Annotated in this window: 11 protein-coding genes; 5 read left to right on the top strand and 6 right to left on the bottom strand. The window is 41.2% G+C overall.

Annotated elements, in window-relative coordinates:
- The first annotated feature begins 146 nt into the window (after positions 1-146).
- From EGX73_RS01295 to EGX73_RS01285, 3 genes are all read left to right on the top strand, one after another.
- Positions 147-608: a single-stranded DNA-binding protein gene (locus EGX73_RS01295; protein ID WP_003125737.1), complete on the top strand. Its 462-nt coding sequence runs from the start codon at positions 147-149 to the stop codon at positions 606-608.
- A 671-nt stretch (positions 609-1,279) separates the two neighbouring features.
- Entirely contained in the window at positions 1,280-3,034 is a 1,755-nt protein-coding gene (locus tag EGX73_RS01290; protein ID WP_123866653.1) for an ABC transporter ATP-binding protein, read from the top strand.
- The gene (locus tag EGX73_RS01285; protein ID WP_003125741.1) at positions 3,018-4,766 is read left to right on the top strand and encodes an ABC transporter ATP-binding protein; all 1,749 of its coding nucleotides are present in this window, start codon (positions 3,018-3,020) and stop codon (positions 4,764-4,766) included. The genes EGX73_RS01290 and EGX73_RS01285 overlap by 17 nt, the downstream gene beginning before the upstream one ends.
- A 104-nt stretch (positions 4,767-4,870) precedes the next feature.
- Here the strand turns inward: EGX73_RS01285 and EGX73_RS15880 are convergent, their stop codons facing one another.
- Positions 4,871-5,047: a hypothetical protein gene (locus EGX73_RS15880; RefSeq protein WP_172956404.1), complete on the bottom strand. Its 177-nt coding sequence runs from the start codon at positions 5,045-5,047 to the stop codon at positions 4,871-4,873.
- A gap of 232 nt (positions 5,048-5,279) precedes the next feature.
- Between EGX73_RS15880 and EGX73_RS01280 the strand changes: the two genes are divergently transcribed.
- Entirely contained in the window at positions 5,280-5,882 is a 603-nt protein-coding gene (locus tag EGX73_RS01280) for a short chain dehydrogenase (protein WP_003125744.1), read from the top strand.
- Between the two features lie 60 nt (positions 5,883-5,942).
- Here EGX73_RS01280 and EGX73_RS01275 read toward each other — a convergent pair whose 3' ends face one another.
- From EGX73_RS01275 to EGX73_RS01265, 3 genes are all read right to left on the bottom strand, one after another.
- On the bottom strand, positions 5,943-6,524 hold the full coding sequence (locus EGX73_RS01275; RefSeq protein ID WP_003125746.1) for an SOS response-associated peptidase: 582 nt from the start codon (positions 6,522-6,524) through the stop codon (positions 5,943-5,945).
- 102 nt (positions 6,525-6,626) lie between these two features.
- Positions 6,627-7,985 carry a Y-family DNA polymerase gene (locus EGX73_RS01270; protein WP_003125747.1) on the bottom strand — a complete coding sequence of 453 codons (1,359 nt, stop codon included), beginning with the start codon at positions 7,983-7,985 and terminating at the stop codon, positions 6,627-6,629.
- Between the two features lie 380 nt (positions 7,986-8,365).
- The gene (locus EGX73_RS01265; RefSeq protein ID WP_172956403.1) at positions 8,366-10,177 is read right to left on the bottom strand and encodes an ATP-binding protein; all 1,812 of its coding nucleotides are present in this window, start codon (positions 10,175-10,177) and stop codon (positions 8,366-8,368) included.
- Between the two features lie 50 nt (positions 10,178-10,227).
- Here EGX73_RS01265 and EGX73_RS01260 point away from each other — a divergent pair, with 50 nt between their 5' ends.
- On the top strand, positions 10,228-10,938 hold the full coding sequence (locus EGX73_RS01260) for a response regulator transcription factor (protein ID WP_003125750.1): 711 nt from the start codon (positions 10,228-10,230) through the stop codon (positions 10,936-10,938).
- On the opposite strand, the gene citG is transcribed toward EGX73_RS01260, so the two are convergent.
- Positions 10,935-11,795, bottom strand: coding sequence for a triphosphoribosyl-dephospho-CoA synthase CitG (gene citG / locus EGX73_RS01255; RefSeq protein ID WP_086269048.1), 861 nt, complete (start codon positions 11,793-11,795; stop codon positions 10,935-10,937). The genes EGX73_RS01260 and citG overlap by 4 nt on opposite strands.
- Positions 11,788-12,483, bottom strand: a complete 696-nt coding sequence (locus tag EGX73_RS01250) for a GntR family transcriptional regulator (RefSeq protein ID WP_003125752.1) — start codon at positions 12,481-12,483, stop codon at positions 11,788-11,790. The genes citG and EGX73_RS01250 overlap by 8 nt, the downstream gene beginning before the upstream one ends.
- Positions 12,484-12,498 lie beyond the last annotated feature (15 nt).

Below are 12,498 nucleotides of genomic sequence, written 5' to 3'. Positions count from 1 at the left end.
AAATTTTGTTTAAAAGTCAGCGACAAAAACTGTAGAAGATCACTATAGATGTTCTCAAAAGAATTGCAAGAAATTTTTTTTGTGATAGACTATGGCTAATCTTGCATTAGTGCGAGTCTAAATAAAATGTAGAGTGAGGGAGTAACGTGGCAACGAACAAGGTGATCCTTACTGGGAAAATTAATGAGATGCCCAGTCGAGAACAACTGGCTTCTGCAGCAGCAAATAATACGTGTGTACGGTTTAATTTAGCAGTCGCTGCACAGTGGCAAACAAGCGAACAGTTGCAAACAGAATGGTTTGCTTGTGTTATCAACGGCAAGCAAGCAGAAACTTTTTTGCGGTATACCCAGAAAGGTGCAAGTGTTAAAATCAATGGACATTTGCATATGTGTCCTTTTGAAACCAAGGAAGGACAATCTGTCTATGGTGCCGAAGTTGTAGTAGATAGTTTCCAATTGCTGGAATTGCCGCCAGAATCTCTACAAGAAACCGTCGAATCGATCGCTCAGCCTGCGGTCTCACCTAACCGTCGTCAGGAAGCTTCTGATACGGATACATTGAAAAATCAAGTATTGGAATTTTTGAAGGATGAACATTTTATTTAAGACCTAAAAGGATGTTCCCCATTTCTTCATCTTCTGAACTGGTATCGGACATCCTATTTCAAAAAAAGCGCGGCAAAAAAGAGACGAAAATGACCTTCATAAGCCTGTTCAAACGAGTAATAGTTTGTCGATTATTAAAATAGTAAAGAACAAAGTGTTGAAAAACGAAACTTTTTTAAGAAAAGACTTCCCATGCAGGAAGTCTTTTTTTGGAAGCAGATTTCTTTGTGGGCGGATTATAAAAAACTTTTTTTTGTGCCAAATAATGGCGTCCTTTGTCTTGACAGACTAAGGATTATCAAGACAAAAGAGAAAAAAGAACAAGAAGAATTCTTTCAGAATGGGAAAAGAATAAAGGGTCTTTTTTTATCATTAAGTGATGAAAAGGACTATAAGAAAGTCAATCGTTTTAAAAAAAATTAATAAAAATTCTTGCAAATTCTCATAGTTATCTGTAAAGTGTTACTTGTAGTCAGCAAATAAAAAAAGAAGGAGGGATTACGATGCAAAACGTTACAGCAAAATTCGCAAACAACAAAATAGTAGTTAATCCCTTATTCGGTAATCCGTTAGTACACAGATAGTGTCGATATTTTTTGACGTTATGCTCTGTCCTTTTTCCGAAAGGGCAGAGCTTTTTTGTGTACTTTTTTAGATTGAGAGGGAAGAAAATGAAATATATTTTACAACAATTAACGACGTATTTTAAAGCGCATAAATTGCGTTATGCAATCGTATTTATTTTTATGGTTATTGCCAGTGCGATGTATGTAGCACCGATCTATATTTTGCGCTTATTCATTGATGCACTGATTCAAGATGACTTTACGATGGCAATTTTGATTCGCTATGTCAGCTTGTTTGCCGGTGCGATACTTTTAGGCTATATTGCAGAATTTATTTGGACATTTAATTTATTTATCGGATCATACGATTTGCAAAAGCAATTGCGTCAGCAATTGATGAAGCATTTCTTAAACATGGGGGCTCCCTTTTATCATCGGTTTCGAACGGGAGACTTAATGACTCGTTCTAGTGACGATGTTCAAGTCATGGGAATGACCGTAGGCTATGGGTTGATGGTTTTCTTGAATACGAGTCTCTATTTGAGTTTCATCGTTGCCATGATGGCGATTACAGTCTCTTGGGTATTGACAATCATTGCACTGATTCCTATGCCCCTCTTGGCGTACTACATTTTCAAATGGGGTTCGCAAGTAGATAAAGCTTTTACAGAAGCACAAAACTCTGTTTCAGAGATGAATAGTGAAGTGTTGGAGATCATCGATGGTATCCGAGTGGTACGGGCATTCGGCTTAGAAGCAGCAACGACGCAGCAATTTCAGCAAAAAACAACAGAAACTCGTGAAAAAAACGACATCGTTTCCGAGATTGATTCCCGTTTTGGGCCGCTGATTACAATTATTTTGGCGATTAGTTTTGTGATGAGTTTCGGGATCGGGGCTTTCCTAGTAGCCAATCAACAAATCACTATTGGTGCGATGGTATCTTTCCAAGTCTATCTAACGATGGTGGTTTGGCCGATGATTTCAGCAGGAGATCTGGTAAATGTGATGCAGCAAGGGGCTGCTTCTTGGCGTCGGATCAATGAAGTATTGCAGACTGGCGATCAGCTAGAATCTACAGGACAACAACTTGTACCGATGATCCAAACAATTGAATTCTCTGAGTACAGTTTCAAATATCCGAATACGGAACGATTTGTCTTACAAGACGTTGATCTGACTATTACCAAAGGAGAAGTGTTGGGGATCGTCGGCAAAACAGGTAGTGGTAAGACTTCCTTGCTACGTCAGTTCGGACATCGGTACCCGTATTCAAATCAAATGCCAATGATCAATGGGCAGCCTTTGACTGCTTTTCAGACAGAAGAGATTCGTCGTCACTTTGCGGAAGTTCCGCAAGAGCATACGTTGTTTTCACGAACGATTCGCGAAAACCTATTGTTCGGGGACCCAGACGCATCCGAAGAACGCTTATGGCAAGCGTTATCACTCGCATGTTTCGCTGAAGACATCAAACGGATGCCAGAAGGCCTTGAAACATTAGTCGGTGAAAAGGGAGTTTCTTTATCAGGGGGTCAAAAGCAACGTTTGTCGCTAGCACGGGCCTTTCTGCGAAGGAGTGATGTACTGTTGCTGGATGATGCTTTGTCAGCTGTCGATGCAAAAACAGAGCAAACGATCATCGCAAACCTTAAAGCAATGACAGATGCACCGACTTCGATCATCGTGACCCACCGCTTATCCGCCATCACGGACGCCGATCAAGTGATTGTTTTGGAAGAGGGGCATGTTATCCAAAGAGGGACCCATCAGGAGCTGATCGCAGTTCCTGGATGGTACCAAGAGCAATATTATCATCAACAGTTAAAGGAGGACGATCCAGATGTTCTCAACGATTAAGCGCCTGCTGTCTTATGTAGGCTATTACAAAAAACAATTTTCGATCGGTGCAGTATTGCTACTGCTAGGTGCTGCACTGGAATTGACATCACCGCTGATTGCCAAACGATTGATTGACGGCGTCATGACTCCATCGGTTGAGACAGGGAATTTGAATATCCTTTTCTTGATCCAATTATTAGCGGGTTACTTGCTGATCAATTTGATTGGCTCGCTCTTTCGTTATATCAGCTTGCTGCAGCTGCGTAAAATGTCAAATCGCATTGTGAAGAAAATGCGGGACCAGCTTTTTGACCATATGCACCAATTGCCCGTTTCTTATTTTGATCAGATTCCTGCTGGGAAAGTAGTCGCGCGAATCACGAATGACACGGAAGTTTTGCGCTCCAATTTCTATGTGATCGTCATCAGTAATTTGATGAGCAATATCATTCAAATCATTGGGGCTTTCTTGGCACTCTTTTTCCTGAATCATACTCTAGGATTGGCTATGCTTATTCTGATTCCGATTCTGGGTATTTGGCAACATGTCTATACGAAGTATGCTTCCCGTTATAATATTGCCATGCGGGAATATATTTCTCAAATCAGTGGTCAGTTAAATGAATTTGTTCAAGGAATGGCAGTTATTCAGGCCTTTCAGAGAGAAGGCCAACTGCAGAAAGAATTCAATGAAACCGTCGAGAAATGGTTTCAGACAGGTCGAAAGTATCTGTTATTGGATTCGAGTATTGCCTGGGGATTGGGCAATCTTTTGCGGAATTCAACGATCCTGATTCTGATCACGACATTATCGGCATTCTTCTTGGATGGTCGGCTCGCTATCTCCGCAGGTTTGCTTTATGCCTTTATTGATTATATCAATCGACTCTATGACCCAATCGAAGGTCTGGTCCAAACGATCACCAATGTTCAGCAATCGCTAGCTGCTGGCAAACGAGTCTTCGAGTTTGCTGATCAGCCAATTGAAAAACAGCAAGAAGCAGTTATTGCGATCAAAGAAGGAAATGTTTCTTTCAATCAAGTAACCTTTGGATATGACCCAGAGCAAGCTGTTTTACACGAGATTGATTTTCAAGTATCTGCAGGTGAAACAGTCGCATTAGTAGGGCATACAGGATCTGGGAAATCCAGTATCTTGAACTTACTGTTCCGTTTTTATGACCCTCAAGCAGGGACTATCACGATCGATGATCAAGTGATCGAAGCATTCGACCGTCACAGCGTTCGTCGTTCGATGGCGATCGTGATGCAAGATCCCTATCTGTTTACAGGAACGATTGCCAGCAATATCGGTATGAATGATCCGTCAATCACAGAAGAGATGATCCTATCCGCATTAGAAAAAGTTGGTGCCGGTTACCTGCTGACGCGTTACCCGAAAGGTATCCATCATCCCGTCGTAGAAAAGGGCAATGAGTTTTCCAGTGGCGAACGTCAATTGATCAGCTTTGCCCGTGCTTTGGTATTTGATCCAAAAATCTTGATTCTAGATGAAGCAACGAGTCACGTTGATACCGAAACGGAGTCAATCATTCAAAAAGCAATGACAGTCTTGCAAAAAGGACGGACCACTTTTATGATCGCTCACCGCTTATCAACGATTAAGCAAGCTGAGCAAATCCTAGTTTTAGATCAAGGTAGAATCGTTGAACGGGGCAATCATGCCAGTCTGATACAAGCTGGGGGAATCTATCAGCAAATGTACCAAATGCAGTCAGAGCAACTCTGATTCATCAAGGATAAGACTCACTTTTTTAATAAGATAGAAGAAGCGTCAAGCCTAGGAATTTCCTTGTTTGCTTGACGCTTTTTTAGAGCAGTCTTTACTAACCGCTAATCGGTCAATGGCTGGATGTCACTGAGTTTGGCTACGCCGTAGCTGCCCCCTTCTAAAAGTTCGACAGTCGCTGTATTGCTCAGTAAGCGAACGATCTTGATCTTTTGTAAGGTAGGTTGTCCGATTACTTTCGCTAAATAGGATTTACTTGTACAAAGTTCTTCTTTTTTCATAAGCTTCACCTTCTTTTTTAGAGTTATACCATAGAAGTCCTTTTACAAGGAAGGCGTTTCACAAAACATTCAAACTTTTTTCGTAATTTGACAATAGCTGTCTTTATCCAATCCTCTTAAATCAAGACTTACCTGCACAGAAAGAGGAGAAAGAGGAAAAGGACAGCTAACGTTTGTAAAAAGAAAAAATCTGCCGTAGAATGAGAAAAAATAAGCGAAATGAGATGATTGGATGAAAGTTCTTTTAGTGGGACATACCGGAACGTTAGGGAAAATTTTGCTGGCTGGTTTACAAGACAAATCTGTTGAGGTTATCAGGGCGAGTCGAAGTGCAGGGGACTACCGGGTGGAGATTGCTGATCCAGAAAGTATTCGGACGCTGTTTTCAGAGATCGGTACTGTAGATGCTATTATTTCCGCAGCGGGTAGTACCGTCTTCAAACCTTTTGCGGAGTTGACACCGGAAGAAAATCAGCGCTCCATTGACAGCAAGCTGCAAGGCCAAGTCAATCTAGTGTTGATCGGACAGCATTATTTAACGGAGGGCGGCAGTATCACGTTGACCTCAGGCATCATTCAAGACGAGTTTATTCCGATGGGTACTTCTTCGGCATTGGTGAATGGCGCAATCGGTGCTTTTGTTGCTTCAGCGGCGTTAGAAATTGGTCGTGGCATTCGTATCAATGCGGTCAGTCCGAATGCGCTGGCAGGCTCTTGGGAGACCTATGCTCCCTCATTCCAAGGCTTTCTGCCTGTCGCGGATGAAAAAGTATTTGCTGCCTATGAAAAATCAGTTTTTGGTATCATGACAGGACGGACCTTTACTGTTTATTAAAGCCGTCACTCGCTAAAAAAAGCCGTCAGAAGAAGCAAATTCTTCTGGCGGCGTTTTGGTTTACGAAACAGGTTGTGGGTGAATATCAGGCATCGTTTGGAGTAGATAGTTTCTTGCGAAAGTCACATCCGTGATCCAAGGCAAAACATCTGCCTTCGACAACAAAACAGGCATCCGATCATGGATTGGTGCAATCGTTGCATTGGGCTTGGTCGTCAAAATAATGGATTCATCTTCCGAACCGCTGGCAGTAGAATGGTTCCGATAGAAACCAGCAAGGTAGAGGGGCTCCGAGGAGTCAAAGAGAAACTTGTGCTTATCGCTATCCCACTCATAAAAGCCAGACATTGGAAAGGCACAGCGTTTTTCCAGAAATGGCTTCTTGAAAGTACGTTTTTCTTCTACGGTTTCTGCTCGGGCATTGATTAAAAGTTGGCCTTTTTTGAAACCAGTAAAGCCCCAATGGGTTAGGATCGGTACGATTTGCTGCGTGTCATCGGCAATCAGCGTGACGACCTGGTTGGAAGGGAAAACTTCATCAACAGCGATTTTTTTGTTTTGTTCTTTAGCTATCGTGACTAGTTCTTGATAATAATCAGACAGCTCACCCGTCCTTGGATCAAATAAATATCTCCCACACATGGTGTTTCCTCCTTTTTAGCAATGCTGTGAATTCCGGCTGGTCCACAGATTCAATTTATCAGCAAAAGAGATAGGCGTATAGCAAAATGCTTAGCAGCCATCCTATTTTGGACGAACTGCTTTGCCTTGAGGTTCGTTTGAGATACCATCCATTCCACCGGCATGACCACCAACGAGATTCGCCCGTGCAATCGCTCGTCCGCCTTCTAATTTGCTGGCAGCATGAACGATTGAAGTAAATCCATATTTGGCGCGAATTTTATCGATCAGTAAATCAAGCTTTCGCTGTTTTAGTTGTTCTTCCGGATCTTGGAACAAATCGAGCTGAACGCTTTGGGTAAAAACCAGTCTCGAATAAGTGATCCCCACATGACGAACCACTTGTCCTGTGTAGTATTTGCGAAATAAGAACAGTGCGTGAGCAATCAATAGTTTGGTGTTATCTGTCGCAGGGATTTTCATTTGGTGGGCAAAGCCCTTCTGTGTCTCTCCAAAAGCTGTTCCAATATAGAGATGGATACATTGTGTTTGGCAGCCTTCACGGCGGATTCGGGCGGCGACTTGTTCTGCCATTTCTTTGATAACTAATTCGATCTCGCTCTGCAAGTAATAATTTCGATTTAAGACTTGATTATTGCCATAACTTTTTTCCATTGTCTTTGGGGCTGGTTCTGCTAAAATCGTTCGATCGATCCCGTTGGCATGGTGGTATAATTGTTCCCCAATGATGCCCATACGGCTGCGCAAAAAATCTGGATCAGCATGAGCCAATGCTTTGATCGATTCGATCCCCAACTGAGTCAATCGTTTTTGGGTTCGAGAACCAATCCCCCAAAAATCAGTCATCTGCGAAATTCCCCATACTTTGCTTTCCACATCTTGATATGTCCATTCGGCAATGAAGGTGGGATTTTTCTTTGCTTCGGTATCGAGGGCCAATTTTGCAAGAAGAGGATTATCACCGATCCCGACAGTTACCCGCAGTCCGGTCGCTTTGAAGACATGGGCTTTGATTTTTTCTGCCATTTTGTGCCGCTTCTCGCTTCTAGAAAGAGAAGGATCAGGAAAAAATAAATGTAACGTTTGCGTCACATCCATCAGCGACTCATCAATTGAATAGAGTAAGAGATCTTCATCCGCCACATAGTTCCGATAAACGTTGTTGACTTTCAAATTTTCTTTGATATATAGATTCATGCGAGGTGAAACTTTATATAGATCCGGATGGTTGGGCAAGTTGTCAGCACGAGTGACATTGGTGATCCCCAGAACAGTTTTCGCCATTGGCGAAGCTGCCAAGACTAATCCGTTTCCTGTGTTATCTGAATGAGACATGACTACTAGCAAGGCGGTCAAAGGATCTAGCCCTCTCTGGACACATTCGACAGATGCATAGAAAGATTTTACATCAATGAACAAAATATCCCGTAACGGTTCTTCTTCATAATTAAATCTCCCCATCAAAAACGCCTCCCTAGTTGTATAATACAAACATACGTTCTCTTTTGTAAAGCGAACACACCTTAAAACTTTTGATTTTTGTAAAATCATCGCGGCAATTAAAAACAGCTGCAACAAAAAAAGCCCTTGAGAAGGGCTTTAATGACATAAAAGCAGAACAGAAGCCGGCGCTAATAGTCACGCGATGAGCTATCCTGTAATTTTTTCATTGCAGAAAAACAAGAGGGAATTTCCGTGACAAACTAAAATGAGTTTCGGCTGATGACGACAAACAATAGCTGGTTTTTTATTGTACTTTTCGTCAAACCTTCATTCTTTTTCGTTATAATAAAGGTATAGTGAATGAACGAACAAAAGGCTTAGATAAGTAATGCAAGCGATTACTGAACGTTGCCGCTATCTACTGGAATCCCTAGTGTAAAGGTCGTTCCATAGACGGTGCTTTTTACTTGTAAGATCCAATCGTTTTTCTTAGCAATCGATGAGACGATGAATAAGCCGAGACCAGTTCCATTGGACTCTGTCTTCGTTGTGAAAAAAGGCGTGAACATTTTACTTTCTATTTCTTTCGGGATCCCTGGACCATTATCTGTCACGGTAAGTTGCGCAAAATGTTTGTCGCAATAAGCAAGTGAATGGTTTTGGAATGCTGTCAACTGCTTATCTGCTGCTGCACTAAGTCTGACTTGGATGTGCGGGTTTTCTGGCTGAGCCTGATAAGCATTGGTGATCAAATTGTATAAAATAACTTGTAAGTCACTGGCTTCAATGAGTGCAGTGCCCACAAAAGAAGCTTGATAGGACAATGTGACTTTCTTTGGTACGAGTACGCGCATGGTGTCAATGGCTTCTGATACCACTTCTTCGATCGAGAGGGATTCTTTCGTTTTGATTCCAGTCTTAGTAAAGCGCAATACATTCGTAGACAGGTTTTGGCCTTTTTGCGCTGCTTGGTAGACTTCATTTAGATCAGCAACGAGCGCTTCGTTTGACTGGTATTCTTCAATCAACAGTTGCAGATTTCCGATCATCGGAGTAAGAAAATTATTCATGTCATGAACAATGGTAGTGGTTAGCAGACCTACTGTTTCCAATTGCGATTTTTGCATCATTGATTTTTCAAGGGCATGCTTTTCCTTCAAAAAATTTTGCCGTTCAACTAAACGCAGATTTTCGATATAGGTCCGGTTTTGGCGATTGTAATGACTAAAACTGACTGCTAAAAGAATGATGATTGCTAAGAGAATGGTCAGTAAGCCAAGTATGATCAGATTTTTTTGCAGTGCGAGTCCATTTCGTTCATAAAAGTCCGATGAACTGGCAACGATCCAGCGTGCATCCCCAACCGTAATCCATTCATAGGCTGAGATTTTTAAAACTTTTTTGGGGTCTTCTTCTGTCCACCAGTAAGAATTGTAGCTTAATGTTCCTTTTTCATTGGTCTTTTGGACATCTTCTAAATGAGCCAAATCGCTGTAGTCGAGGTCAGGATATTTCAGCTTTCGCCCATTGATGATGTCTAATCCGATTTGTTCGGTGGAAGGGTGCATGAGCACTTTCATTTCTTCATTTTTGACCATCGTATAGCCATTTTGTTTTTCTGTTGTGTCAATCTCTTGCTGATATAGCTCTTCAAGATTGATTGGCAGAACCAAGATAGATTGAAGCACATGATGCTTGTCATAGACCGGTCGATATAAATTGACATAAGACGTATCATCAGCAAAGTAAGCTTCGCCGTTTTGAAGAACCGAACCCTTTAAAGCTTTGAGATAAAGGGGATCTTGATCAAAAGCCGTGACTTTGACAGGTTCTTTAACAAATTGGTCAGCATGGATGTCTTTGCCAGAAAGGAGAGTGCCCGTTGGTGAAACAAGATATAATCCGGCGGCAGCCGAGGTCTTGAATAGGAGACTGTTGTCCAACTGAGTGTCTTCGATCAGTTCATGGTAATTTTTTTCATTAAAAATATTCGAAGCATAATCTTCCAGTGCTAAAGTGTAAGATTTGATTTCCAATCGCAATATTTTGATTACAGAGTCATTGATTTTGGCTAGTTGATTCTCCCCCATTTTTAACGCATGTTTTTGTGTCTGCTGATAGCTGTTTGCTGTGATGACCATTCCTAATACAGTCAAAAAGAGGACGGTCATCATTCCTAGAACAAGCAATCTGCTTGAAGGCTTTTTCATAAAAAACGCTCCCTTTAATAATTTGATCCAAAGAACTAGGAGGAAAAAAAGTGAGAAACGAAAAAATTCTTGTCGTTGATGATGATCCAGCAATACGACGATTGATATGGAAATCACTCCAATCGACCGGAATCTTGATTTATCAAAGTGATTCGGTTGAAAAGACAGTCGATATCATGACACGGGTAAAATTTGATTTATTTTTATTGGACATTAGTTTAGAACATGAAAACGATGGGTACTATCTTGCTCAGATTATACGTGAAGAAGATCCACTTGTCCCGATCATTTTTCTCAGTGGCAAGAAAAATGAAGAAGACATCATTACTGGATTGGAAATGGGTGGAGATTATTATATTACCAAGCCATTTTTGCCTAACTTATTAAGAGCACAAGTAACAGTGACCCTTGATAGAGGGCAAGTTATCAAAGAGCATCGTGCCCTTTCAAAAGAGAGCAAAATCATGATTGGAGATTTCTGCTTTGACAAGTCTCGCTACCAACTCTACAAAAAGGAAGAACCAATCAAGCTCTCATCCAAGGAAACAAAATTGATGCAATTTTTTATAGAAAACCCGGATCAAGTTTTTTCGAAAGAACAAATCTATCAAAGCGTATGGAACGGCAGTGAGCTAGACGCAAATACGGTCATGGTTTTTATCAATCATTTAAGAAATAAGATTGAAGATGATCCAAAGCAAGCTCGCTATATCAAGACAGTATGGGGATTAGGCTATACCTTTTTGCCCGATGGTGTTTAAAGGATCTCTTCTAGTTGAGCAAAATAAATACCTAATGCCAATAGATCTGCAGAACCTCCAGGACTTAAGTGGCGTTGAGTCAAAATCCTATCATAGCTTTGTAATTCATCAAGCAATTCTTCTTTTGAGAAGGTGGCTTGGTGAATTTTTTTGCTTTCTTCTTTCACTGTTTGCCAAGCGGATAAACCACCGCGATGCAATAAATTCCCATCTTCGATTTCACTCATCAAGAAAATCAGTCCCCGCAATAAACGTTCCTCCATTGGGAAATCAACAGTTGTCCGTAGAAAGGGGAGTAGTTTATGCGACAAACTAGGGTAGCCTGCTGCGGCTTCTCCTCGAATTCCGGTTATTCCGTATTCCAGATAAAGCTTTTCGCCATAAGTGAGCTGGGTCTTTATCTCTAAGTCTTTGAAATCTTCTGCGAGTAGGTGGTTTGTCATTTGCTGCGTGTAAGTCAAAATCCTCTCACTATCTTCTTTTATTAAAGGCAATGCCTTTTCTTGCAAGTACCAGCCAGTCGCCCCTAAAATGACTGCAAAAGAAAAATTGGCTCCTTTATGCGTATTGATGGCATGTGTTGCACGCAGCATGGCTTTTTCTGCAGCTACTCCGATTTTTCTAAGCTTATCAAACAACTCCCTAGGGGTTCCTTTGTGTGTCAGCCCTGCATGTAGGTACTGTTGAAAATAAGGACGTAAGCTGATCGTGCTATCGATAAATGTGAATAAGTTCATGTCTTGGTGCGCACCGGTTGTCAAGGGATCCACAAGTCCAGGTTTAGGACTGAGACTGACTTCATAGAACAATGCTTTGATGGCATAGTCGGTAATCTGGTTCGAAAGGGACTCAGTCAATTTGTCTACGCTCCATTTCCGCCAAAATAAACTGCAAGGATCGATCAAGGTGTTCATGCGTGATCAGCGTGATTTGTTCGACATTTTTTGTTTTCATCCCGCGAAAAATCAGCCAGTGTTCTTCCAATGCTTTATCTCTTCGTTTCGTCGAACGGATAGCGATGTCGCGAAAATAAACGAGATAGGCTTGTAGTTCTAGGACAATTGATTTTAAGCGAGGCATTTGACTTTTTTCATAGATAAATGCGTTGAAATCAGAGAAATTTTTTAAAACCAGCTCTATTTCATCGGCCTCATTATATTGTTCCCCTTGTTCTAATAATGTTTGCAGTTCTTGGAAATCTGCTTCAGTCATTTGATTCATGGCTTTGATCGTTGCTAGGGTATCTAATGATTTACGGATATCATAAATTTCGTAGGCATCTTTGATACGAATACCTTTGACGACGATTCCAGCTTTAGGAATATGTTCGACAAGTTTTTCATTCACTAATTGCTTCATAGCCAGGCGAATAGGAGTTCGACTAATGTTCAATTCTTCAGCAAAGACTTTCTCGTTGATTCGAGTACCTGCTGGAATATCACCAAGGATGATGGTTTTTCGAAACGCTTCATAAATCAGAACGTTTAATGTTTTGTTTTGTGTTAAATCAAGATTTTTTTTAACGGCTTCAACTATATTACTCATTTATTTTCCTCATTT

The sequence above is a fragment of the Enterococcus sp. FDAARGOS_553 genome (assembly GCF_003812305.1).
Classification (GTDB): domain Bacteria; phylum Bacillota; class Bacilli; order Lactobacillales; family Enterococcaceae; genus Enterococcus_D; species Enterococcus_D gallinarum.
The sequence above is the reverse complement of the archived record's forward strand: the minus strand, read 5'-3'. Positions and strand labels throughout refer to the sequence as shown.